The sequence below is a fragment of the Paraburkholderia sp. RHO2 genome, from assembly GCF_050955445.1.
GTDB classification, from domain to species: domain Bacteria; phylum Actinomycetota; class Actinomycetes; order Mycobacteriales; family Mycobacteriaceae; genus Prescottella; species Prescottella agglutinans_A.
On the sequence record NZ_CP162617.1, the window covers coordinates 2,913,936 to 2,938,820 of the forward strand.

Genomic DNA, 24,885 nt, shown 5'->3' on the forward strand with positions numbered 1-24,885 from the left:
GCGCTCGCGGACTCTACGCTGGCACCCATGTCCGACGATCGTCACGCCGCCGCCATTTCCGTCCTCGGTACCAGCGGGGTGACCCGCACCCGGATCGGAACCGAGGCGAGCGAGCGCGCCAGCCGCGCGTGGTGGGATGCCGACGCCGACGACTACCACCGCACGCACGGCGAGTTCCTCGGTGTCGATTCGACCGACGGCGAGTTCGTGTGGTGCCCGGAGGGGCTGCACGAGGGCGATGTCCAGCTGCTCGGCGACATCGCCGGCAAACGCATTCTCGAGGTGGGCTGTGGTTCGGCCCCGTGCGCGCGCTGGCTCGCCGGCCAGGGCGCCGACGTCGTCGGACTCGACATCTCCATGGGCATGCTCGGGCGCGGGCTCGAGGCGATGGAACGCGGCGGAGTGACGGTCCCTCTCGTCCAGGCCGGCGCGGAAGCGCTGCCGTTCGCCGACGCGAGCTTCGACCTCGCATGTTCGGCTTTCGGTGCGGTTCCGTTCGTGGCGGATTCGGCCCTGGTGATGCGGGAGGTGGCACGGGTGCTGCGGCCGGGCGGGCTGTGGGTGTTCGCCGTCAACCATCCGATCCGGTGGATCTTCCCGGACGACCCGGGCCCGGGCGGACTGACCGCCACGCTCCCCTACTTCGACCGGACGCCGTACGTCGAGGTCGACGCCGACGGCGTCCCGACGTACGTCGAGCATCACCGGACGATCGGTGACCGCGTCCGCGAGGCCGTCGCCGCAGGGCTCGAGGTGCGCGACATCGTCGAGCCGGAGTGGCCCGAGTGGCTCGACCGGGAGTGGGGCCAGTGGAGCCCGCTGCGCGGCCAGCTTTTTCCGGGTACGGCGATCTTCGTCACCCGTAAGCCCGCCTGAGCCCCCTCGCCCGACGACTCAGAGCAGATTCGACAGGAAGGCCTTCGTCCGATCCTGCTGCGGGTTGGAGAGCAGTTCGCGCGGCTCGCCGGCCTCCACGACGACACCGCCGTCCATGAAGACCAACTGGTCGGCGACCTCACGTGCGAAGCCCATCTCGTGCGTGACCACGACCATCGTCATGCCTTCTCGCGCGAGTTGTTTCATCACGCCGAGGACCTCGCCGACCAGTTCAGGATCGAGCGCGGAGGTCGGCTCGTCGAACAGCATGAGCTTGGGATCCATCGCGAGCGCCCGGGCAATGGCCACCCGCTGCTGCTGTCCGCCCGACAGCTGCGCCGGGTATGCGTCCGCCTTCTCGGAGAGCCCGACCTGGTCGAGCAGGTCCCGGGCGCGTTCGGTCGCCTTGGCCCGCGACACCTTCTTCACCTGCATGGGCGCCTCGATGATGTTCTCGAGCGCGGTGCGGTGCGGGAACAGGTTGAAGTGCTGGAACACCATTCCGATGTCGCGCCGCTGCCTCGCCGCCGCACGCGGGCTCAGTTCGTACAGCTTCCCACCGCGCTCTGCATAGCCGACCAGCTCACCGTCGACGTACAGTCGGCCGGCATTGACCTGCTCGAGGTGGTTGATGCATCGCAGGAACGTCGACTTGCCCGAGCCCGACGGTCCGACGAGGCACAGCACCTGTCCGCGTTCGATCTCGAGGGAGATCCCCCGCAGCACCTGCAGTGCGCCGTAGTTCTTGCAGACACGATCGGCGAGGACCATCGGTGGCGTCATGCCGCACCTCCTTCGTCGCGTCGCTGTGCGTTCGCGAGGGTCTGCAACTGCCCGGCGGTGAGGGTCCGCGACAGGCCCTTCGAGTAGTGCCGCTCGAGGTAGTACTGCCCGACCATCAGGATGCTGGTGATCGCGAGGTACCACGTGGCGGCGACGAGCAGCAGTGGGATCGGGAAGAAGTTCGCGCCCGAGATGTCCCGGGCCCGACCGTACAGTTCTCCGGTGTACGGCACCGCGGCGACCAGCGACGTGGTCTTGAGCATGCTGATCAGTTCGTTGCCGGTGGGCGGGATGATCACGCGCATGGCCTGCGGCAGCACGGTGCGCCGCATGGTCTGCGACCACGACATGCCGAGCGCGGTCGAGGCCTCGGTCTGGCCCTCGCTCACCGAATTGACTCCGGCCCGGACGATCTCGGCCATGTAGGCGGCCTCGTTGAGTGCCAGACCGATGACCGCGAAGAGGAAGGCTGCGCTGAGCGCCTGGATATCGATGTGCGCGAACTGGTAAACGAACGGGATGCCGAGGTCGATCGTCTTGTAGATCGACGGGAACAGTCCCCAGAGCACCAACTGCACATACACCGGGGTCCCGCGGAACACCCACAGGTACACCCACGCGGCACTCCGCAGCACGGGATTCGGCGACAGCCGCATGACCGCGAGGATCACACCGAGAACGATGGCGATCGTCATCGCGAGCACGGTCAGTTGGATCGTCTTCCACGCCGCCGCGGTGATCCGCTTGTCGAAGAGGTATTGGGCGTAGACGTCCCAGCTGAAGGCTTCGTTCGTGGCGGCCCCGTAGACGAACAACCCGAACAGCACCAGCACGACCACGGCGGCGATCCACCTACCCGGATGTCGCAGAGGAACGGCTTCGATAGGAGCCGGCTCGGACTCCGTCGCGACGCCGGGCGATCGGCTTTCGTTGGCTGACATGACGTTTGGTCTCTCTCCTACACTCAACTCGTCGCGCCGTTGATGACCGACGTGTCGATCACGCCCGCCTCGACACCCCATCCTTCAGCGATCCGCCGGTACTGGCCGCCGTCGATGAGGTACTGCATCGCCTGCTGGAGCACCGGGGCGAGCGGTGATCCCTTCGGGACGACCCACCCGTAGGGCGCGGAGTCGAATACCGGGCCGGCGGACACAATTCGACCACCGCTGCGCTTGATCGCGTATGCGGTGACGGGAGAGTCGGCCGACAGCGCGTCGATCCGGCCCAGGATCAGCGCATTTGCGACGTCGTCCTGGCTGTCGTACTTGATCTTCTCGATTGGGGGCTTTCCGGCGGCGACGCACGCCTCGCTCTTCGCCGGGACCTCCTCGATGTCCTCGATGGTCGTGGTCTGGACACCCACGCGCAGCCCACATGCGTTGTTCGGATCGATGGGGCCGTCCGAACGCTGGGCCCACTGGACACCGGCACTGTAGTAGGTGACGAAGTCGACCGACTGTTCCCGTTCGAGGGTGTCGGTGAACGACGACATACCGACGTTGAACGTCCCGGCCTGGACGGCCGGGATGATCTTGTCGAAGTCGGCCTGCTTGAGGTCGATGGACAGGCCCAGTACCTCGCCGACTGCCTTCATCAGGTCGACATCGAACCCGACGATCTCGCCGTCCTCGTCCTTGAATTCGTTGGGCGCATAGGGAGTATTGACACCCACGACCAGGCGCCCGGACTGCGCGATCTGCTGCGGGAGCTGGTCGGCAACAGCGGCTACGCGCTCGACCTCGACACCCGTGATCTCGGGAACCAGGCCCTCGTTGTTGGTTACGCACCCCGCGACGCCGAATGCGACGACAGCAGTCGACACTGCGATGAGCGCCCGAACGAACCGCGCGCGGACGCCACGAGTGGCGCCGGACGTTCGTCCGTGCATCGCTTGTTCCTCCTGTCTCCGCTCAATGGACCCGGAAACCTTACTGGTTCGCCGGTCGCCTGTTCGACAGCGGGCGGTGTTCACCGCCGGAACACCCGCGCGATCACCGATTCCGTGAACTCACTCGTCGACGCCAGGCCGCCGAGATCCGCGGTGGCGACACCCGCCTCGACCGTCCGCTCGACGGCACTGCGAATCCGCGCGGCCGCGGTGGCCAGGCCCGCCTCGTGCCGAGTGGAGCCGAGCCACTCGAGGAGCATGGCCGCCGACAGGATGAGCGCGGTCGGATTGGCGCGGTTGTGGCCGGAGATGTCGGGGGCCGCCCCGTGCGCAGCCTGCGCCATCGCCTTGGTCCCGGAGGCGTTGATGGACGCCGCGGTGCCGAGGGACCCGGACAGCTCGCCCGCAAGGTCGGACAGGATGTCGCCGAACATGTTCTCGGTGACGATGACGTCGTACTCCTCGCCTCGGCGCACGAGGTACGCGGCCATCGCGTCGACGTGCTCGTCGTCGACCACGACGTCCGGATAGTGCTGCCCGACTTCCCGGCAGACATCCCGGAACAGCCCCGTCGTGGTGGAGAGGACGTTCGCCTTGTGCACCACCGTGACCCGCCTGCGCCGACGGCGGGCCAGTTCGAAGGCGGTGTGGGCGATGCGTTCACAGGCCTGCCGGGTGACGACGCCGACGGCCATCGCGACATCCGGGGTGGGCATGAACTCACCGCTGCCGGCGAACATGTTCCGGTCGGCGTAGAAGCCCTCGGTGTTCTCGCGGACGATCACCAGGTCCATCCGCGGCGACACCGCGCGCACCCCGGGCAGGGTGCGGGCGGGCCGGATGTTCGCGTAGAGGTCGAACCTCTTGCGGATCGTGCCTCCCGGGGTCAGCTGCATCTGGAACGGCTCGGGGTAGGACGCGCTGTCGTGGGGCCCGAGGATCCACGAATCGAGTTCGGCGAGTTCGACGAGCGTGTGCTCCGGTGTCGGGGTGCCGTAGGTGGGGATCGCGTCGAATCCGATCGGCAGCGGAACCCAGTCGATCTCCGGCAGCCCGACCGCGGCCATCGCTGCGTCGACGACGTCTCGGGTGGCGGGCACGATCTCCCGACCGATGCCGTCGCCCTGCAACAAACCGATGCGTGGTTTGCGCGAGTCTTCTGTACTAGGGCTCCCCATCGGACCATTATTTACTCACGATGGTCCAGTCCGTGGAGTTGCTTCTCGACAGTGACGTCGACGCGACCGTGCGAGCCGAGTGGCGCCGCCTCTCCGCCGCGCGCCTACCAAGCCAGGACCGGATCACCGCCGAGTCGAACCGGCCGCACGTGACACTCGGGGTGGCGAGCCGGATACCGCCGGACGTCGACGCCGCGCTCGTGCGGGAGCTGCCGTCGGCGCCCCTACCTCTGCGCCTGGGCGGGGTGGTCGTGTTCGGAGGCCGCCGCCTCACCCTCGCCCGACTGGTCGTCCCGACCACCGAACTCCTCACGCTGCAGCGCATCGTCTACGAGCTACTGATGGACTGCGAAGGTGTTCCGCCGCACATCGTGCCCGGCGAGTGGACGCCACACGTGACGCTGTCCCGGCGGATCCAGGCCGCCGACCTCGGCACCGCCGTCGTCGTCACCCGCGCCGGGAATCGTGACGTCGTCGGTGCCTCCGACGGCGTCCGACGCTGGGATTCCGACGCCAAACGGGAGTGGCGGATCACCCGCCGACCGTGACGCGAGCCGACCCGTCCGCCCGAAACCGGGCATGCGGAAGAATTCTCCGGGCGGGAGTGTTGCACTGGCCAACGGACCAGACATCCGATCTACTCCCCGGAAAGGAGCCTTCGTGGCTACCCAGACCCTGACCCAGCAGAACTTCAAGCAGACCATCGAGGACAACGACATCGTCCTCGTCGACTTCTGGGCGTCGTGGTGCGGCCCGTGCCGCTCGTTCGCCCCCACCTTCGAGGCCTCGTCGGAGAAGCACGCCGACGTCGTCCACGGCAAGATGGATACCGAGGCCGAGCAGGAGTTCGCTACCGGCGCCGGGATCCGCTCGATCCCGACCATCATGGCCTTCCGTGACGGCATCCTCGTGTTCAACCAGGCCGGCGCGCTGCCGCCCGCCGCGCTCGAGGATCTGATCACGCAGGTGAAGGCACTCGACATGGACGAGGTCCGCAAGGAGATCGCCGCTCAGTCACCGTCCGGCAACTGAGCAGCGCCCGACTGCCCCACCGCAGCATCCGCTGGGACGCCGTACCGCGCACGAACACGAATCAGTGCGCGGCGGCGTCCCAGCTGCGTCCGGTGCCAACCGACACCTCCAGCGGCACCGACAGCTCGATCGCGGACGACATCTTGTCCCGCACCAGCGTCTCCACCGCGTCGCATTCGCCGGCGGCGACCTCGAGCACCAGTTCGTCGTGGACCTGCAACAGCATCCGCGACCTCATCCCGGCTTCCTGCAGCGCCCGCTGCACGTCGATCATCGCGACCTTGATGATGTCGGCGGCCGTGCCCTGGATGGGCGCGTTGAGTGCAGCCCGCTCGGCGACCTCGCGGCGCTGCCGGTTGTCGCTGTTGAGGTCGGGCAGGTACCGGCGCCGCCCGAACAGCGTCTCGGTGTATCCGACCTTGCGGGCCTGCTCGACAACCTCGTGGAGGTAGTCCCGGACGCCACCGAAGCGAGCGAAGTACGCCTCCATCTGCTGTCGGGCTTCCTCGGTGGAGATCTTGAGCTGCGCGGCGAGCCCGAACGCGCTCAGCCCGTAGGCCAGGCCGTACGACATCGCCTTCACCCGGCGCCGGAGCTCCGGGGTGACCTCTTCGATGGGCACACCGAACGCCCGCGAGCCTACGAAGCTGTGCAGGTCCTCGCCGGTGTTGAAGGCCTCGATCAGTCCCTCGTCTCGCGAGAGGTGCGCCATGATGCGCATCTCGATCTGGCTGTAGTCCGCGGTGAGGAGGGTCTCGAAGCCCTCGCCGACGACGAAGCCGTCACGGATCTGCCGGCCGGCGTCGGTGCGGACCGGGATGTTCTGCAGGTTCGGCTCTGTCGACGACAGACGACCCGTGGCGGCCACCGTCTGGTTGAACGTGGTGTGGATCCGGCCGTCCTCGGCGACGGTCTTGAGCAGGCCGTCGACGGTGACCTTCAGTCGTGTGGCGTCGCGGTGCGCCAGCAGGTGCTCCAGGAACGGGTGTTCGGTCTTCTCGAACAGCGACTGGAGCGCGTCGGCGTCGGTGGTGTAACCGGTCTTCGTCTTCTTGGTCTTGGGCATGTCGAGCTCGTCGAAGAGCACCACCTGCAGTTGCTTCGGCGAGCCCAGGTTGATCTGCTTGCCGATCACCTCGTAGGCGGCGTCCGCGGCCTCGGCGACCCGCGCGGCGAACGTCGACTGCAGATCGTGCAGGTGCCCGCCGTCGACGGCGATGCCCGTGGCCTCGAGTTCGGCGAGCACCGCGAGCAGCGGCAGCTCCATGTCGGCCAGCAGCCCGGTCGCCTCGATGTCGGCCAGCTCGGTGTCGAGTGCGGCGGCGAGGTCGACGACAGCACGCGCGCGCAGGATCTCACCCTCGGCCGCCTCGGCATCCGCTGCTTCTTCGTCGTCCAGCAGCGAAAGCTGTTGTTGCCCCGACTCTTCCACACGCAGCTCGCGCTTGAGGTAGCGCAGGGACAGGTCGTCGAGGTTGAAGCTGCGCTGCCCGGGACGCACGAGGTACGCCGCGAGGGCGGTGTCGCTGGTCAGTCCCGCGAGAGTCCACCCGCGTCCCCACAGCGCGTGCATCGCGCGCTTGGCCTCGTGGAGCGCCTTCGGCTGCTGCGGGTCGGCGAGCCACGCCACCAGCGCGGCCTCGTCCTCGGGTGTGGCGGTGGTGGACGCGATATAGGCGCCCTCCCCGTCGGAGGCGGCGATTGCGACGGCCGTGACGTCGCCACCGTACGGCGTGCCGGCGCCGACAACGGACAGCCCGTGCCGCTCCCCCGTCGACGCGTGCTCGGCGAGCCACGCCGCGACCTCGCCCGGCGCCAGTGCGCGGCCACGCACCTCGAAGCCCTCCTCGGCCTCCGGCTCGGCGGAGCTCAGCGTCGCGAACAGTCGGTCCCGCAGCACCTTGAACTCGAGGTCGTCGAACAGCGCGTGGATGCGTTCGCGGTCCCACGGCGCCAGCGCCAACTGGTCCGGGGTGTAGGGCAGCGAGACGTCGCGCACCATCTCGGTGAGCTGACGGTTGAGCACGACGCTGTTGAGATTCGCGCGCAGGGAGTCGCCCACCTTGCCGCGCACCTTGTCGACGTCGTTGACGAGATTGTCGAGCGAGCCGTACTCGCGGATCCACTTGGCGGCAGTCTTCTCGCCGACGCCGGGGATGCCGGGGAGGTTGTCGCTCGGGTCTCCGCGCAGCGCCGCGTAGTCCGGGTACTGCTGCGGCGTGAGTCCGTACTTCTCCTCCACCGCGTCGGGCGTGAACCGGGTGAGGTCGGAGACGCCCTTGCGCGGGTAGAGCACGGTGACGTCGTCGGTGACCAACTGCAGCGAGTCCCGGTCGCCGGTCACGACGAGCACGCGGTATCCGAGCGCGGTGGCCTGCGTGGTGAGCGTGGCGATGATGTCGTCGGCCTCGTAGCCCTCGATGGCCATCACCGGGATGCCCATCGCGCCGAGCACGTCCTTGGTGATCTCGACCTGCCCCTTGAACTCGTCCGGGGTCTTGCTGCGGTTCGCCTTGTACTCGGGGAACGCCTCGGCCCGGAACGTCTGCCGAGAGACGTCGAACGCCGCGGCGACGTGCGTCGGCTGCTCGTCGCGCAGCAGGTTGATGAGCATCGAGGTGAACCCGTACACCGCGTTGGTGGCCTGCCCACTGTGCGTCTTGAAGTTCTCCGCCGGCAGCGCGAAGAACGCGCGGTAGGCGAGGGAGTGTCCGTCGAGGAGCAGCAGCGTCGGCCGATCGGACCCGGACGCGTCAGCGGTTGCGGAAGCAGTGGACGAGGAGGTGGTTGTGGCGCTCACGGTTGACCAGTCTAGGGAGCCGCGCCGACAGGCACGTCCTTCCTCCCCGCGCGTCGGGTGTCGCGTATGCGCCGGACCGGCTCACTCGCCCGCGCCGGCGCCCCCGAGCGTGTCGAGGACCACCTCGGCGACCACCTTCATCGTCGTCCGACGATCCATCGCGGCGCGCTGGATCCACTTGAACGCCTCCGGCTCGCTCAGCCCCTGCGACTGCATGAGCATGCCCTTGGCCCGCTCGATGACCTTGCGGGTCTCGAGCCGATCGGACAGGGTCGAGACCTCCCGCTCGAGCAGCGCGATCTCGGTGAACCGGCTCGCCGCCAGTTCCACCGCCGGCACCAGATCCGCCTTGGAGAACGGCTTCACGAGGTACGCCATCGCGCCGGCGTCGCGCGCACGCTCGACGAGCTCGCGCTGGCTGAACGCGGTCAGGATGACCACGGGCGCAATCCTTTTCGCGGCGATCTCCGACGCCGCATCGATCCCGTCGCGACGCGGCATTTTGACATCCATGATCACCAGATCCGGGCGCAGCTCCTCCGCCAACTCGACCGCACGCTGCCCGTCCCCGGCCTCACCGACGACGTCGTAGCCCTCTTCGCGGAGCATCTCGACGAGGTCGAGCCTGATCAACGCCTCGTCTTCCGCCACCACCACGCGCCGCGACTGTCGTTCCGTGCCCTGCGCAGCGGTAGCGTTCATGGTGACATTCTCCTCCGGTCGGCGCCCGCCGATCAGGGCGCGAACGCTTCGAGGGTACCGGTGGTTTGACTGTGGGCCGTGATCTTCTAGAGTGGGAACCCGCACGCCCTCGTATCCCAATTGGCAGAGGAAACGGATTCAAAACCCGTGCAGTGTGAGTTCGAGTCTCACCGAGGGCACCACAACGGACCGGCGAACGGCCGGTCGATCGATCCCAACCATGTCGCACACCCGGATTCCCGACCCGAACGTCGGTCCGGATATCGAACCCTCCAGGGTCCGAGCGCGAGTCGCGCCGATGTCGGTCCCCGCACCTATTCTGGCCCGAACTGCCCTGGAGAGTGGAGCTCGTCCGTGCCGAGCAACGACGTCCGCCTGAACCATGTCATCGACGCTCCACCGGCCGCGGTGTGGGCCGTTCTGACGGACATCGACCGTGCCGCGGAGACACTCAGCGGGGTATCGCGCGTCGAGCTGGCGGTGTTCGGCCGCCTGGCCATGCGCATGACCGCGAAGGTGATGAAGCAGGATCTCGCCGACATCGCGGCGCGGGCGGAAGCAGCGCGATAGCCCTCGGGGGCGTCGTCACGCCGGTGCGGCGAGCGAGTCCAGGATCTCGCGGTAGTGCAGTTGGGCGAAGAAGTGTCCACCCATGCCGATGTTCAAGGTGGACTTGGGGATTCGGCTGGCAAGCTCCGACACCCACTCCTTGGGGACAAGTCGGTCCGGGGCGCCCCACCACACGTCGACCGGGACCTCGAGATCTTCCGGTGCGAAGCCCCAGGGCCGCGACCACGCCCGGTAGTCCTCCACCACACCCGACGGGATGCGTAGTCCCTCACCGGTCATCTCGACCAACTCGTCGAGGACGTTCTCCAACACCTCGGCGTCGGTCGATCCGACCGCGCGCGCCACCACGCGCGTGAACTGCCTCGGCATCGAGCGGGAGAGCAGCGACATGCCCCGGAACCACCCGGTGGCCAGGCTCGGACATCGCCTCGAGATCTGCGTGCACCAGCGGTCCATCGCACCCAACCGGGCGATCGCGCCGTCCTCGGCCAAGGGCAGCGCCCCCGTGACGATGGCGACGCGACTGATCCTCGGGGCCATCGCATAGCCCAGGCCGGCTGCGTACTGACCGCCCATCGACCACCCCAACACACCGGCCCGCTCGACACCGAGGCGATCGAGCAATTGTTCGACGTCGGCGGCCCAGTCGAGCACCGTGCGGCCCGGACTGGGATCCGAGAGCCCGATCCCCGGTCGATCCGGCGAGATCAGACGGACGCCGGCGGCCCGGGCGATCGGAGCCGCTGCCCGGACGTCGAGGCGACACGACATTTCGCCGTGGGCATTGACCACGACGAATCCGTCCGCGGGTCCGTAGTCGGCGAATCCCATCGTCCGACCGTCTCGCAGACTGATCACCCGATCCTCCGGCCTGACAGTCACTCTGGGCACTACGCACCTCCGACGAGTCGCACCCACCCTAACGGTCGATCGCCCGACAGTGACGGACTTCCACGGTTCGATCTCGGCGTGTGTCGCCGCAGTACAACGCGTTGCAGGGCCGATCGGCGCCACCTATGTCGCATATGGTCGTTTGTTCGGATTCGAGGGCGTCCACCCGTCCCTCCGACGAGTCCCACTGGGCGGACGGATACGGCGGGCGGGACCTGCCGCGACGCGCCCCGACCGGCGGGCCGTCCGGTGGATGGGATCGCACATCGGGAATCAGTTAACTCATGCCATACTGCAACCCGTTCCACTGCCGGTCACCTCTGACGACCGGCCGATCAGGCTCGACAAGCAGATGAGGTTTGCATGAGCGACACCGCCACACCGGCCGTCGAAGGCTGGTTCACCACCGGGCCGGAGCCGGCCCTGATCGGCACCAAGTGCCGGTCCTGCGGCACGATCTCGTTCCCGCGGGAGACCACCTTCTGCAAGAACCCGGCCTGCTCCGGCGAGGAGTTCGACGACGTCGAGCTGTCGCGCCGCGGCACGGTGTGGTCGTACACCGACGCGCAGTACAAGCCGCCGGCGCCCTACATCGCCACGACGGATCCGTACGTGCCGTTCGCACTGGCCGCGGTCGAGCTGCCCGAGGGCCTCGTCGTGCTCGGCCAGGTCGCCGACGGCTTCGGCGTCGCGGACCTGAAGGTGGGCAATCCGGTCGAGCTGGTCGTCGAGACCCTCTACACCGACGAGACCGGAGACCGCAGTATCTGGCGCTGGAAGCCGGTCGCAGCAGAGAACGGGGCACAGGCATGAGCACCAACAACGATGTGGCCGTTCTCGGCGTCGGTATGCACGCGTGGGGCAAGTGGGGCCACTCGTTCGTCAAGTACGGCGTCGCCGCGGCTCGCGCCGCCCTCGCCGACTCCGGCGTGGACTGGAAGGACGTCGACCTGATCGTCGGCGGCGAGACGGTCCGCAACGGCTACGGCGGCTACGTCGCCGGCGCCACGTTCGCGCAGGCCCTCGGTTGGAACGGCGCCCGCGTCGCGACGTCCTACGCCGCGTGCGCCACCGGCGCGCAGGCGCTCGACACCGCCCGCGCCCGCATCCTCGCCGGCCTGTCCGACGTCGCGCTCGTCGTCGGCGCCGACACCACCCCGAAGGGCTTCCTCGCCCCCAACGCCGGTGAGCGCTGGGACGACCCGGACTGGCTGCGTTTCCGCCTGATGGGCATGACGAATCCCGGCTACTTCGCCCTCAACGCCCGCCGCCGCATCGACCTCTACGGGGCCACGGTCGAGGACTTCGCGGCAGTCAAGGTCAAGAACTCCAAGCACGGCCTGAACAATCCGTACGCGCGCTACCGCAAGGAGGTGGCGGCCGCGGACGTGCTGGCGTCGCCGATGGTCGCGGATCCGCTGCACCTGCTTGACATCTGCGCCACGTCGGACGGTGGCGCCGCCATCATCCTGACCTCCATGGAGTACGCCCGGAAGAAGGGCATCGTGGATCCCGTTCGGATCAAGGCGATTTCGACGGTGACCCCGACGTTCCCGCAGACGATCATGGACATGCCGAACTTCTCCACCGAGTCGGCGTCGGCGGTCCCCGCGCCGGAGCGCACGTTCAAGGAGTCGATCGGAGACGCCGCCTACGAGGAGGCCGGCATCTCGCCCGAGGACGTCGACGTCGCCGAGGTCTACGACCTCGCCACGTCCGTCGAACTCGACTGGATCGAGGACCTGGGCCTGTGCAAGCGCGGCGAAGCCGAGCACCTGCTGCGCGCCGGTGACACCACGATCGGTGGCCGCATCCCGGTCAACCCGTCGGGTGGTCTGGCCTGCTTCGGCGAGGCCGTTCCGGCCCAGGCGCTCGCGCAGGTCTGCGAGCTCACGTGGCAGCTACGCGGTCAGGCCGAGGGCCGTCAGGTCGAGGGTGCCCGCGTCGGCATCACCGCCAACCAGGGCCTGTTCGGTCACGGCTCGTCGGTGATCGTCTCGGTCTAGGCCGAGCCGCACGATTCGCGTCACCGAAACGCTCCCCACCCCTGCGGGTGGGGAGCGTTTCGCGCATCCGGCGCCCTCTGCCGATAGGTTCGACACATGACCGACTGGACGGCCGATCTCGACGACCATGTTCGCCCCCATCTGAATTCCTCTGCTCTGCTGGTGATCGACATGCAGAACGACTTCGCGGACGACGGGCCGTGTCCAGTTTCGGGCACGACGGGGGCCGTTCCCCGCCTGCGAACCCTTCTCGACGCATACCGGCGCGCGGGCCGGCCGATCGTGCACGTCGTGCGACTGTACGACGGCGACGACGTCGATCGCGTGCGCCGGACCGCGATCATGCGCGACGACGCGCCCGTCGTCCGCCCCGGCACGGCCGGTTCCCAGGTCCTCGCGGATCTGCTGCCGCCCGGCGCACCGCCGCTCGTGCCAAACCTGCTGATGGCAGGTAACTTTCAGGCGGTCGGACCGCACGAAGCCGTCATGTGGAAGCCGCGCTGGAGCGCCTTCCACCGCACCGACCTCGACGCGCACCTGAGGCGCGCCGCGATCGACACCGTCGTCGTCGCGGGCTGCAACTTCCCGAACTGCCCGCGCGCCACGCTGTTCGACGCGTCTTCCCGCGACTATCGCGTGGCGCTCGCGACAGACGCCACCTCCGGCATCACATCGCACCGCCTGGTCGATGCCCGATCCATCGGGGTTGTGCCGCTCACGGTCACCGCGATCACGGCCGCCCTCCGCGCCGACTGACCAATCGTTATGTGCCGCTTGAACACCGATGCACGACTGACGGTAGTTGGGCGTAACCGGGGCGCATGATCCGCTCGCGAGGTATCCGGAGTGCCGCGCGTCACACCAGTTCCGTGACCCTGGTCACAGAATGCAACAACGTTCAATCTTCCTGAACCCTCAAGATCAACCGCCGACCTGCGGACATGCCGCGCACCGGTCGCGAATTCTGGACCGATGTGCCAGAAAATCACCTGGTGACGCGTCGGCCGATCCGTCCTAGCGTCGTGGCCAGCTCGAGTCGACCGAGCGCGCCGTCCCGCTTCACAACACGTTCTGCCCCAGCGGGACCGGAACCGAAGACCTTTCAGGGGCACGGCGAGGCAACCAGCTCCGGCCGCCCGGCAAACGTCCGAGGTCGGCATCACCGGAGTCCTCGCCATCAACCACGGAGAGGACATCATCCATGTCGAAGTTCACCGTCACACGCACCATCGGCACCATCGCCGCCTCCACCGCACTGGTCACCGCACCGCTCGCGCTGTCCGCAGCACCCGCCAACGCCGCCGGCGGCGACTGGGATGCGGTCGCGCAATGCGAGAGCGGCGGCAACTGGGGCGCCGACACCGGAAACGGGTACTACGGTGGCCTGCAGATCAGCGCCGGAACCTGGAACGCGCACGGCGGAAGCGGGTTGCCGCACAACAACTCCCGTGAGGATCAGATTCAGGTGGCCGAATCCATCCTGAACAGCCAGGGGGCCGGCGCCTGGCCGACGTGCGGCCAGTATCTCTGACGCCACCGCGGGGTCCTTCGCGCCGGTCTTCACGCGAAGGGCCCTGCGGCCGCGCGCCTTCCGCCGTAGAGACGAGATGTCAGTTGACCGCGACCTCGGACATCCGCCACGGCCCGTCGCCGAGGAGTTCCAGCCGCCGGGTGTGGTGCTGGTCGACGGTGCTGCGGTGGCTGACGCTGAACAGCATGCACTCGGGCACCTCATCGCGGACGAGTCGGTACAACTGGTATTCGAGACCCTCGTCGACCGCGGACGTGGCCTCGTCGAGAAACGCCACCTTCGGCCGCGTCAACAGGATGCGTGCGAAGGCCACCCGTTGCTGTTCGCCGGGCGAGAGAATCGCCGCCCAGTCTTCCTGCTCGTCCAGACGATGCACCAGATGACCGAGCGCGACCTTCCTCAGCGTCTCCCCGATGACGGCGTCGCCCAGATCGATCGCGTGCGCCGGATACGCGACCGCGTCGCGCAGGTCACCGAGCGGCAGGTAAGGGAACTGCGAGAGGAAGATCGCCTCCGAGCCGGTCGGCCGGCGCACCGTCCCATCCGCGTACGGCCACATCTGGGCGAGCGTTCGCAGCAGCGTCGTCTTGCCGCTGCCCGACGGACCCGCCACCAGCAGGGCCTCGCCGGGCGTCAGACGCAGATCCAGCGCGTCGACAAGGGCGCGGCCGTCGGGCAGGTTGACGCTCACCGCGTGCAACTCGAGCGCGCCGTCGAGGTGCTCGGTGCGCAACTCCGGCAGGGCACGCGAGCGTTCGTCGGCGCTGATCAGCCCGCTCAATCGGATGAGGCTCGCCCGGTACCCGGCGAACGTGTCGTACGACTCCCGGAAGAACGACAGCGAATCCGACACCTGGCCGAACGCCTGAGCGCTCTGCGTGATGTCGCCGAGCGTGATCGTCCCGGCGAAGAAGCGCGGCGCCTGGATGACGATCGGGAAGACGACGGAGATCTGACTGACACCGAGATTGAAACCATTGAACTTCAAGGTACGGAAGACGATTCGCCATGCGTTAGAGATGACCGATGCGAACCGTCCGAGCAACCCTCCGCGTTCCACCGATTCGCCGTGGTAGAAGGCGACACTCTCGGCTCGGTCGCGAAGCCGGACCAGAGCGTAGCGGAAGTTCGCGGTGAATCGCTCCTTGAGGAAGTTCAGTTGGATCAGCGGATGCCCGATCCAGAACGCGATCGCGGTCGCGGTCAGGATGTACACGTAGACCAGCACCACCATCGCGCGCGGCACTTCCACCCCGAACAGAGTCATAGGCCCGGACAGATCCCACAGGATCTTGGTGAACGCGACCACCGACGTCACCGCGGTCACCAGCCCCATCGACAACGACTGCGACACCGTGGTCATGTTCGTGATATCGGTCTCGATGCGCTGATCCGGATTGTCGATGCCCTTGTCGATGAAGCGGCCCCGATAGTAGGCACGGCCCTCGAGCCAATCGGTCGCGACCCGGTCGGTCAGCCAGATCCGCCACCGGATCACGAACGCCTGCCCGACGTAGTAGTCCAGCAGCGATCGGATCACATGGATCGTGGCCAGCACGGCGAACACGACGATCGAACGCCAGAACGTCGACTTCGCCGCCCCCAGGGTGTCGGCGTCGCCACCCGAGAACCCCTGCGCCGCGTACTGGAGCGCCGTGTACATCTCGTTCCCCTGGTACGAGAGCAGAATCGTCACCCGCACGCCCATCACCGTCAGGAACAGCATCGCGGCGATTGTCGCCCAGACGCGCGCACTCTCCCGTCCCGAGAAGTAGTCACCAGAGATCGCCCAGAACTGTCTCCCCCAACGGGTGTAGCGGGCCAGCAGGTACCCGACGATGACCAGGCAGACGAATGCGATCGCGAACGCTCGCGCTGTCCACAACAGACTGGCGACCGCCTCGTGGTTCCAGTCGATCGGTTCGTTCCGCATGAGGCTCCCCCATCGACGATGGCGTGCCGAATCTGGAGAACCAGAATTCTAGCGAGCGCGCACAGCCGGACGGAGCGTCATCGCGGAATCGCGGTCACCGGCGGGCCGGAAAGTGCCGGATCACACCCTCCTGCACGACAGTGGCGATCAACTGGCCGTCCCGCGTGAAGAACCGACCGGTCGCCAATCCACGCGAACCGGATGCAACCGGCGATTCCGTTGCGTACAAGGCCCATTCGTCGAAACGGAAAGGTCGATGGAACCAGATGGAATGGTTGACGGTGGCCGCGACGATCCGATCGAGGCCCCACGAAAGGCCGTGGGTGGTGAGAATCGAGTCCAGCACCGTCGTGTCCGACGAGTACGCCAGGGCGGCGCTGTGCACCCACGGGTCGTCGGGCAGCACCCCGTCCGTCCGGAGCCACACGCGGTTGTGGTTGAGGCGCTGACCGGTTCCCTTGAGCACCCACGTCGGATCGTTCGCGTACCGCATCTGCATCGGCTTGAGGGCGTCGACGAACACCCGGAGACGATCCTCGTAGCCGACGATGTGGTCGTCGAAGGAGGGCAGCTCGTCCGGCCCTTCGACGTCGGGAATGTCGGCCCCGTGCTCGAGTCCGGTGCCCCAGTCCTGGAACGCCGCGAGCATGGAGAACACGACTTTCCCGTCCTGGTAGGCCGTGACCTGCCGGTTGGCGAACGCCCGCCCGTCCCGGTGCCGCTCGACGCGGTACTCGATCGGCGCCTTGACGTCGCCGCCCCGGATGAAGTGCGCGTTGATCGCGTGGACCGGACGATCACCGTCGACCGTCCGATCCGCCGCCACCAACGCCTGCGCAACCAGCTGGCCGCCGAACGTGCGGCTGCCGACCTGCTCGGGGTGCCGACCGAGATAGATGTCCTCGCCGATCGGTTCGAGATCCAGGAGCGCCAGCAGCGTCTCCAAGTCGGCCGATCTCACCGGACGAACATCTGCCCCCAGGTCGCTCACCCGCGGTTCCCCCTTCTAGTGGTCTTCCTCCCCGATCCGGTGGACGTGGATCAGGTTGGTCGAGCCTACGGTGCCGGGCGGCGATCCGGCGACGATCACGACGAGATCGCCGCGGTTGTACCGGCCGAGGGACAGCAACGCGTGGTCGACCTGGAAGAACATCTGGTCGGTCGACTTGACCGGGTCGACGATGAACGTCTCGGTGCCCCAGGACAGCGCCAGCTGGCTGCGCACCGCCTCCAGCGGCGTGAACGCCAGCAGCGGCAGCGGCGAGTGCAGCCGCGCGAGGCGGCGGACGGTGTCACCGGACTGCGTGAACGCGACCAGGGCCTTGGCGTCGAGGCGCTCGCCGATGTCGCGGGCACCGTAGGAGATGACGCCGCGCTTGGTGCGCGGGACGTGCGTCAGCGGCGGCACGCGTGCCGGGTCCGTTTCGACGGCCTGGAGGATCCGGGCCATGGTCTGTACCGTCTCCATGACGTACTTGCCGACCGACGTCTCGCCGGACAGCATCACCGCGTCCGCGCCGTCGAGCACGGCGTTCGCGACGTCGGACGCCTCGGCGCGGGTCGGACGCGAGTTCTCGATCATCGACTCGAGCATCTGCGTCGCGACGATCACCGGCTTCGCGTTCTCGCGGGCGATCTGGATCGCGCGCTTCTGCACCAGCGGAACCTGCTCGAGCGGCAGCTCGACTCCCAGGTCACCGCGGGCGACCATCACCGCGTCGAACGCCAGCACCACTGCCTCGAGGTTCTCGATGGCCTCGGGCTTCTCGAGCTTGGCGATCACCGGGACCCGGCGACCGACCCGGTCCATCACGTCGTGCACCAGCTCGACGTCGGCGGGCGAGCGCACGAACGACAGCGCGATGAAGTCGACACCGAGGCGGAGCGCGAACTCGAGGTCCTCGATGTCCTTCTCAGAGAGCGCCGGCACCGAGACGTTCATGCCCGGCAGCGAGACGCCCTTGTTGTTGCTGACCGGTCCACCCTCGGTGACCCGGCAGACCACGTCGTCACCCTCGACCGCGTCGACCACCAGGCCGACCTTGCCGTCGTCGACGAGCAACCGGTCGCCGGGCTTCGCGTCCTGCGCGAGCTGCTTGTAGGTGGTCGACACGCGGTCGTGCGTGCCCTCGCAGTCCTCGACGGTGATCCGGATCTGCTCGCCGGTCTCCCACACGGTGCGGCCCTCGACGAAGCGTCCGAGCCGAATCTTCGGACCCTGCAGGTCGGCGAGGATGCCCACGGCCCGTCCGGTCACCCGGGACGCTTCCCGTACCCGTCGGTAGTTGTCCTCGTGATCAGAGTGTTCACCGTGGCTGAAGTTCAGTCTCGCTACGTCCATGCCGCTCTCGACGAGCTCGCGGACACGGTCGCCGGTGGCGGTTGCAGGGCCAAGAGTGCAGACAATCTTCGTGCGTCGGGTCACGGGGAAAGCCTAGTCAACTTCAGGAACGAACTCTATTCGGGCGGCCAACGCCGGGTGACGGCCAGGTGAGCATCAGACGACGGTCAGCGGCAGCGCCGTCGGGTGGACCGGCGCCGGCAGCTCGGAACTGCCGGTGAGGAACGCGTCGACGCCGTGCGCGGCCGATCTTCCCTCCGCGATCGCCCACACGACCAGCGACGCTCCCCGGTGTGCGTCACCGCACACGAAAACACCGGGAGCAGCGGTCTGCCAATCGGATCCGCACGACAGGGAGCCGCGCCGATTTGTCGCAATTCCGAGATCGTCGAGCAGGGGGCCGGTCTCCGTCCCCTCGAATCCGATCGCGAAAAGCGCCAAATCGCAGGGTAATTCGATCTCCTCACCGACCGGGACGATGATCCGTCGGCCGGCGGCGTCGCGCGACAGCCGCACCTCCGCGAGGATCATCGACCGGACGTGACCATCCGCGTCGCCCAGAAACCGTTGGACCGCAACCTCGTAGCGCCGCACGCCGCCCTCGGCGTGCGCGGGTGAGGTGCGCAGCACCATCGGCCACGCCGGCCACGGGGTGGAGGACTCGTCCCGCTCCGTCGGCAGGGCGGGGTGATAGTCGAGTTGCGTGACCGACAACGCACCCTGACGGTGTGCCGTCCCGAGACAGTCGGCGCCGGTGTCGCCGCCACCGATGATCACGACGTGCTTGCCCCGCGCCGTGATGGGCGACGGCCCGTCGCCCTCGCACTCGTGGTTGGAGGCGACGAGGTACTCCATCGCGAGGTGGATACCGTCCAGATCCCGACCGACCAGGTCCCGATTGTCCCGCGCCTTGAGCGCGCCGGTCGCCAGGACCACCGCGTCGAACCGGGCTTTCAGCGACGACACCGGAAGCTCCACTCCGACCTCGACGTCGGTGACGAAATGCGTTCCCTCCACGCGCATCTGGGTCAGGCGCTGGTCGAGCACGGACTTCTCGAGCTTGAACGCCGGGATGCCGTACCGGAGCAGGCCGCCCAACCGATCGTCGCGCTCGTACACGGTGACCTCGTGTCCGGCCCGGGTAAGTTGCTGCGCGGCAGCGAGACCTGCCGGACCCGACCCCACGACGGCGACGTGCTTGCCGGTGTGCAGTGCCGGGAGCGCGGGTCCCACCTCGCCCCTCTCCCACGCCGTGTCGGCGATGGCCTGCTCGATCCGCTTGATCGTCACGCTCCCGGTGGTGTGGGTGTCGGCGAGGGAGAGCACGCACGCCGCCTCGCACGGGGCCGGACACACCCGTCCGGTGACCTCGGGGAAGTTGTTGGTCGCGTGCAATCTCTCCGCCGCGGCGTCCCACCGGCCCCGCCGCACCAGATCGTTCCATTCCGGGATCAGATTGCCCAGCGGACATCCCGCGCTCTCGGAATGGCAGAAGGGGATTCCACAGTCCATGCAGCGACTCGCCTGCTCGGACACTTCCCGGGCCCGCTCGCTCGCGGACTGCGGCTCGTACACCTCGCGCCAGTCGTTGACGCGTTCGGAGACCGGGCGCTTGCGCGCCTCCTTCTTCACGACATGCAGAAACCCCTGCGGATCAGCCACGAGCTGCCTCCATGATCGCGGTGTCGACGTCGAGGCCCTCGGCCCGGGCCATCCGCGTCGCCTCGAGAACACGCTGGTAGTCGACGGGCATGATCTTCGTGAACAGTGCCGACCGCCGCGGCCAGTCGGCCAGGACGGACGCCGCGACGGCGGAGCCGGTCCAGCGCAGGTGCTGTTCGACGACCACCCGCAGCCACTGCAGGTCGTCACCGTTCGGCGCCTGCAGCGTGACCATGGCCTGGTTGATCTTCGTGGGGTCGGCGTCGAGCACGAAGGCGATCCCGCCCGACATGCCGGCCGCCATGTTCCGCCCGATCGGTCCGAGCACGACGACGCGCCCGCCCGTCATGTATTCGCACCCGTGGTCGCCGACGCCCTCGGCCACCGCGATCGCACCCGAGTTCCGCACACAGAACCGCTCCCCGACCAGTCCGCGCAGATACGCCTCCCCCGCCGTCGCGCCGTAGAGCAGGGTGTTCCCCGCGATCACCTGCGTCTCCGGCAGGAACAGCACGTCGTCGGCCGGCCGGATCACGATGCGACCGCCCGAGAGGCCTTTGCCCACATAGTCGTTCGCGTCGCCGACGAGGTCGAGCGTGATGCCCGGCGGCAGGAACGCGCCCAACGACTGCCCCGCCGACCCCTCGAGTTGGACACGGATCGTGTCGTCGGGCAGCCCGGCGGCGCCGTAGCGCCGGGTGACCTCCGATCCCAGCAGCGTCCCGACGGTGCGGTTGACGTTGCGGACCGGCAGTTCCAGGCGGACCGGCAGTGCGTCCTCGAGCGCGCCTTCCGCCAACTGGATGAGGGTGCGATCGAGTGCGAGGTCGAGGCCGTGGTTCTGGGCGCGCACCCTCCGGCGTTGCGGGACGCCCCCGGCCGACTGTGTCTCCTCGGTGGCGAAGATCGGGCTCAGGTCGAGCCCCAGGCTCTTCCAGTGCGCCACCCCGACCGCAGTCTCAAGCATCTCCGGATGCCCCACCGCCTCGTCGACGCTGCGGAAACCGAGATCCGCGAGGTACTGCCGGACGCCCTCGGCGATGAAGCGGAAGAACGCCTCGATGAACTCCGGCTTGCCGGTGAAACGCTTGCGCAGTTCCGGGTTCTGGGTCGCGACCCCCACCGGGCAGGTGTCGAGGTGGCACACCCGCATCATGATGCAGCCGGCCACGATCAGTGGCGCGGTGGAGAACCCGTACTCCTCCGCGCCGAGGAGCATCGCGACCACGACGTCGCGGGCCGTGCGCAGCCCGCCGTCGCACTGCATGGTGATCCGGTCGCGCAGCCCGTTGAGCACGAGGGTCTGCTGCGCGTCGGCGACGCCGACCTCCCACGGCAGCCCCGCGTGTTCGAGCGAGGTCAGCGGCGACGCACCGGTCCCGCCGTCGTGGCCGGAGATCAGCACGACGTCGGCGTGCGCCTTGCTCACCCCCGCGGCGACGGTGCCGACACCGACGGAGCTGACGAGCTTGACGTGCACCCGCGCGCTCTCGTTCGCGTTCTTCAGATCGTGGATGAGCTGCGCGAGGTCCTCGATCGAGTAGATGTCGTGGTGCGGCGGCGGCGAGATCAGCCCCACCCCCGGCGTGGAGTGCCGGGTCCGCGCGATCCACGGATAGACCTTGTACGCCGGAAGCTGGCCGCCCTCACCGGGCTTGGCGCCCTGGGCCATCTTGATCTGGATGTCGGTCGCGTTCACGAGATAGTCGCTCGTCACACCGAATCGACCGCTCGCGACCTGCTTGACGGCACTGCGACGCATCGGGTCGTGCAGCCGGTCGACGTCCTCACCGCCCTCGCCGGAGTTCGACCGTCCACCGATCCGGTTCATCGCCACCGCCAGCGTCTCGTGCGCCTCGGCGGAGATGGAGCCGTAGCTCATCGCACCGGTGTTGAAGCGCGCGAAGATCGCCTCTGCCGGTTCGACTTCGGACAGCGGGACGGGCGGACGCAGCCCGCGCCGGAACTCGAACAGCCCACGCAGCGTGCCGCCCTCGGCCGAGAGCCGATCAACCTCCGTGCAATACCGCTCGAAGACGTCCTCCCGCCCGGTCCGGGTGGCGTGCTGGAGCAGGAAAACCGTCTCGGGAGTGAACAGGTGCAGTTCGCCGCCCCGTCGGTACTGGTAGATGCCGCCGACGTCGAGCCGACGGTGCACGAGCGACGACGGGTTCTCCGGATGCGCCGCGCGGTGCCGCAGCTGCACCTCGCGGGCGAGTACGTCGAGCCCGACGCCGCCGAGGCGGCTCACGGTGCCGGTGAAGTACTCGTCGACCACGTCCTGAGCAAGGCCGATCGCCTCGAAAACCTGTGCGGCGGTGTAGGACCCCACCGTCGAGATGCCCATCTTGGACATCACCTTCAGCACACCCTTACCCAGCGCCCGGAGATAGTTACGGACCGCGATCGTGGATTCCACACCGGTCAGCTCGCCCTCCGCGACGAGGTCCTCGATCGACTCCATCGCCAGGTACGGGTTCACGGCGGCCGCGCCGAACCCGATCAGCAGCGCGATGTGGTGTACCTCGCGCGCGTCGCCCGATTCGACCACGAGCGCCACCGTGGTCCGTTCCTTGGTGCGGACCAGGTGGTGGTGGACCGCGGACACCGCCAGCAGCGACGGGATCGGGGCGCGCAGGTGGTCGGAGTCCCGATCCGAGATCACCAGCGTCCGGCATCCGTTCGCGATGGCAGCGCTCGCCGCCTCGCGCAGGTCCTCGATCGCCTCGGCCATGCCCTCGCCGCCGCTGTCCGCGTCGTACAGCGCGCGCAGCACGGTCGCTGCGAACCCCGGGCAGTCGCCGTCCGCGTTGATGTCGATGATCTTGCCGAGCTCGTCGTTGTCGAGCACCGGCCACGACAACACGATCTGCCGGCACGACGCAGCGGTCGGCTCGAGCAGATTCTGCTCGGGTCCCATCACGCGGCGCAGCGACGTGACGATCTCCTCGCGGATCGCGTCCAGCGGCGGGTTGGTGACCTGCGCGAACAGCTCGACGAAGTAGTCGAACAGGAGACGGGGTCGCTGCGAGAGCACCGCGATCGGGGTGTCGGTCCCCATCGACCCGAGCGGCTCGACACCCGCCGTCGCCATCGGCGCCAGGAGCACCCGCTGTTCCTCCTCGGTGTAGCCGAACACCTGCTGGCGCCGCACCACCGACTCGTGGTCGTGCGGGATCCGGCCACGGCTGGGCACCGACCGCAGATCCAGCAGGCCTGCGTGCAGCCACTCCCGGTACGGCTGCTCCGCTCCCAACTGCGCCTTGATCTCGCCGTCGGGCACGATGCGTCCGGCCGCCGTGTCGACCAGGAACATCTCCCCCGGTTCGAGGCGCCCCTTCGCGATCACTTCGGACTGCGGAATCGGCAGCACCCCGCTCTCGGAGGCGAGCACGACGCGACCGTCCGAGGTGTGCCACCACCGGCCGGGCCGCAGCCCGTTGCGGTCGAGGACGGCACCGACGACCGTCCCGTCGGTGAACGTCACGCACGCCGGGCCGTCCCACGGCTCCATCAGCGACGCGTGGAACTGGTAGAAGGCGCACCGCTCGTCGGTCATCGACGTGTGGTTCTCCCACGCCTCCGGAATCATCATCAGGACCGCGTGCGGCAGCGAACGCCCCCCGAGGTGCAGCAGCTCGAGGACCTCGTCGAACGACGCCGAGTCCGAGGCGTCCGGGGTGCAGATCGGGTACAGCCGTTCGAGGTCACCGGGGATGAGGGTGCTCGCCAGCATCGCCTCCCGGGATCGCATCCGGTTACGGTTGCCGCGCACGGTGTTGATCTCACCGTTGTGCGCGATGTAACGGAACGGGTGCGCCAGCGGCCACGACGGGAAGGTGTTGGTCGAGAACCGGCTGTGGACGACGGCGATCGCGCTCGTCACCCGCTCGTCTCGGAGTTCGGGGAAGTAGAGCGCCAACTGGGCCGTGGTCAGCATGCCCTTGTAGGTCAGCGTTCGGCTCGACAGCGAGGGGAAGTACACCGCCGTTCCCTCGTCGTCGCTCGCCGGCGTCACCCGCTCCGCGCGCTTGCGCAGCCCGTACACCTGCCGGTCCAGGTCCACACCGCCGACCCGGGCACCGTCCACCGGCGGGTGTGCCACGAAGAGATACGTCATGTGCGGCATGCACGACAGCGCCGTCGCGCCGACGTCGGCACCGATCGGATCCACCCGGACGTCGTGCCAACCGAGGATGTCGACGCCCTCGTCCTCGGCGATCGCGTGGATCCGCCGCCGCGCACCGGCCCGGCGATCGGGATCCTGCGGTAGGAAGCAGATGCCGGCGGCGAACGTGTCGCGGCCGTCGGGCAACGGTCGCGGCAGGTCGAACTCGACGATCTCCCGGAGGTAGTCGGAGGGCAGTTGGATCAGGATCCCGGCGCCGTCGCCGCTGTTGACCTCTGCTCCCGCAGCACCGCGATGCTCGAGATTGTCGAGCGCGAGCAGCGCGTCTGCGACGATCGCGTGTGAGCGGCGGCCGTGGACGTCGGCGACCATCGCCACGCCACACGAATCGGATTCGTGATCTCGGACGTACAGGCCGCGTGAATCGGGTTGCAGAGAGTACAGCACCGAACACCTCCACACCGGGCCGCGCAGGCTCCCGAGAGCTCCGCTGCGGACCATCGCGCGTCGCGCACTTCTCCGGCGACTCCCTCGTGGGGGTCGCCAATTACGGGTGCTGA

General features: G+C 68.2%; 20 protein-coding genes and 1 tRNA gene. 9 read left to right on the plus strand and 12 right to left on the minus strand.

Annotation, left to right across the window (positions count from 1 at the left end; all coding sequences use genetic code 11):
* Positions 1-27: 27 nt before the first annotated feature.
* A complete protein-coding gene (locus ABTV10_RS13450; RefSeq protein WP_499027629.1) occupies positions 28-876 on the plus strand; it encodes a class I SAM-dependent methyltransferase in 849 nt (282 codons plus the stop codon).
* A gap of 18 nt (positions 877-894) precedes the next feature.
* Here ABTV10_RS13450 and ABTV10_RS13455 read toward each other — a convergent pair whose 3' ends face one another.
* The 4 genes from ABTV10_RS13455 to ABTV10_RS13470 all read right to left on the minus strand — a co-directional run bounded on the left by ABTV10_RS13455 (position 895) and on the right by ABTV10_RS13470 (position 4,728).
* Positions 895-1,659 (minus strand): amino acid ABC transporter ATP-binding protein, encoded by a 765-nt coding sequence (locus ABTV10_RS13455; RefSeq protein WP_499027631.1) that lies wholly within the window; start codon positions 1,657-1,659, stop codon positions 895-897.
* Positions 1,656-2,600: an amino acid ABC transporter permease gene (locus ABTV10_RS13460; protein ID WP_433604440.1), complete on the minus strand. Its 945-nt coding sequence runs from the start codon at positions 2,598-2,600 to the stop codon at positions 1,656-1,658. The genes ABTV10_RS13455 and ABTV10_RS13460 overlap by 4 nt, the downstream gene beginning before the upstream one ends.
* A gap of 23 nt (positions 2,601-2,623) precedes the next feature.
* Complete coding sequence (locus ABTV10_RS13465; RefSeq protein WP_499027633.1) at positions 2,624-3,550, minus strand: ABC transporter substrate-binding protein; 927 nt, start codon at positions 3,548-3,550, stop codon at positions 2,624-2,626.
* 80 nt (positions 3,551-3,630) lie between these two features.
* Entirely contained in the window at positions 3,631-4,728 is a 1,098-nt protein-coding gene (locus tag ABTV10_RS13470) for an isocitrate/isopropylmalate dehydrogenase family protein (RefSeq protein WP_499027635.1), read from the minus strand.
* Between the two features lie 20 nt (positions 4,729-4,748).
* Between ABTV10_RS13470 and ABTV10_RS13475 the strand changes: the two genes are divergently transcribed.
* Both ABTV10_RS13475 and trxA read left to right on the plus strand, forming a co-directional pair.
* Complete coding sequence (locus ABTV10_RS13475; protein WP_499027638.1) at positions 4,749-5,276, plus strand: 2'-5' RNA ligase family protein; 528 nt, start codon at positions 4,749-4,751, stop codon at positions 5,274-5,276.
* 112 nt (positions 5,277-5,388) lie between these two features.
* Positions 5,389-5,760 (plus strand): thioredoxin, encoded by a 372-nt coding sequence (trxA, locus tag ABTV10_RS13480; RefSeq protein WP_499027641.1) that lies wholly within the window; start codon positions 5,389-5,391, stop codon positions 5,758-5,760.
* Positions 5,761-5,821: 61 nt separating this feature from the next.
* On the opposite strand, the gene polA is transcribed toward trxA, so the two are convergent.
* The gene (polA, locus tag ABTV10_RS13485) at positions 5,822-8,560 is read right to left on the minus strand and encodes a DNA polymerase I (RefSeq protein ID WP_499027643.1); all 2,739 of its coding nucleotides are present in this window, start codon (positions 8,558-8,560) and stop codon (positions 5,822-5,824) included.
* A gap of 81 nt (positions 8,561-8,641) precedes the next feature.
* Positions 8,642-9,262 (minus strand): ANTAR domain-containing response regulator, encoded by a 621-nt coding sequence (locus ABTV10_RS13490; RefSeq protein ID WP_499027645.1) that lies wholly within the window; start codon positions 9,260-9,262, stop codon positions 8,642-8,644.
* Between the two features lie 105 nt (positions 9,263-9,367).
* Here ABTV10_RS13490 and ABTV10_RS13495 point away from each other — a divergent pair.
* Both ABTV10_RS13495 and ABTV10_RS13500 read left to right on the plus strand, forming a co-directional pair.
* A tRNA-Leu gene (locus ABTV10_RS13495) sits at positions 9,368-9,444 on the plus strand.
* A 172-nt stretch (positions 9,445-9,616) separates the two neighbouring features.
* Entirely contained in the window at positions 9,617-9,832 is a 216-nt protein-coding gene (locus ABTV10_RS13500; protein WP_499027648.1) for an SRPBCC family protein, read from the plus strand.
* A 15-nt stretch (positions 9,833-9,847) separates the two neighbouring features.
* On the opposite strand, the gene ABTV10_RS13505 is transcribed toward ABTV10_RS13500, so the two are convergent.
* Positions 9,848-10,690, minus strand: coding sequence for an alpha/beta fold hydrolase (locus ABTV10_RS13505; RefSeq protein ID WP_499027650.1), 843 nt, complete (start codon positions 10,688-10,690; stop codon positions 9,848-9,850).
* 396 nt (positions 10,691-11,086) lie between these two features.
* On the opposite strand from ABTV10_RS13505, the gene ABTV10_RS13510 reads away from it, so the two are divergent.
* From ABTV10_RS13510 to ABTV10_RS13525, 4 genes are all read left to right on the plus strand, one after another.
* Positions 11,087-11,536, plus strand: coding sequence for a Zn-ribbon domain-containing OB-fold protein (locus tag ABTV10_RS13510; RefSeq protein WP_499027652.1), 450 nt, complete (start codon positions 11,087-11,089; stop codon positions 11,534-11,536).
* Positions 11,533-12,729: a lipid-transfer protein gene (locus ABTV10_RS13515; protein ID WP_499027653.1), complete on the plus strand. Its 1,197-nt coding sequence runs from the start codon at positions 11,533-11,535 to the stop codon at positions 12,727-12,729. The genes ABTV10_RS13510 and ABTV10_RS13515 overlap by 4 nt, the downstream gene beginning before the upstream one ends.
* Positions 12,730-12,825: 96 nt before the next feature.
* Entirely contained in the window at positions 12,826-13,485 is a 660-nt protein-coding gene (locus tag ABTV10_RS13520; protein WP_499027655.1) for a cysteine hydrolase family protein, read from the plus strand.
* A 445-nt stretch (positions 13,486-13,930) separates the two neighbouring features.
* Positions 13,931-14,260, plus strand: coding sequence for a transglycosylase family protein (locus ABTV10_RS13525; protein ID WP_433604463.1), 330 nt, complete (start codon positions 13,931-13,933; stop codon positions 14,258-14,260).
* 79 nt (positions 14,261-14,339) lie between these two features.
* Here the strand turns inward: ABTV10_RS13525 and ABTV10_RS13530 are convergent, their stop codons facing one another.
* From ABTV10_RS13530 to gltB, 5 genes are all read right to left on the minus strand, one after another.
* Positions 14,340-16,193 carry an ABC transporter ATP-binding protein/permease gene (locus tag ABTV10_RS13530; protein WP_499027657.1) on the minus strand — a complete coding sequence of 618 codons (1,854 nt, stop codon included), beginning with the start codon at positions 16,191-16,193 and terminating at the stop codon, positions 14,340-14,342.
* A gap of 94 nt (positions 16,194-16,287) precedes the next feature.
* Positions 16,288-17,154, minus strand: a complete 867-nt coding sequence (locus ABTV10_RS13535; protein ID WP_499027659.1) for an acyl-CoA thioesterase — start codon at positions 17,152-17,154, stop codon at positions 16,288-16,290.
* 45 nt (positions 17,155-17,199) lie between these two features.
* Positions 17,200-18,618, minus strand: a complete 1,419-nt coding sequence (pyk, locus tag ABTV10_RS13540) for a pyruvate kinase (RefSeq protein ID WP_433604469.1) — start codon at positions 18,616-18,618, stop codon at positions 17,200-17,202.
* A 72-nt stretch (positions 18,619-18,690) separates the two neighbouring features.
* Complete coding sequence (locus tag ABTV10_RS13545; RefSeq protein WP_433604471.1) at positions 18,691-20,196, minus strand: glutamate synthase subunit beta; 1,506 nt, start codon at positions 20,194-20,196, stop codon at positions 18,691-18,693.
* Positions 20,189-24,772 (minus strand): glutamate synthase large subunit, encoded by a 4,584-nt coding sequence (gltB, locus tag ABTV10_RS13550; RefSeq protein ID WP_499027662.1) that lies wholly within the window; start codon positions 24,770-24,772, stop codon positions 20,189-20,191. The genes ABTV10_RS13545 and gltB overlap by 8 nt, the downstream gene beginning before the upstream one ends.
* Positions 24,773-24,885: the final 113 nt, after the last annotated feature.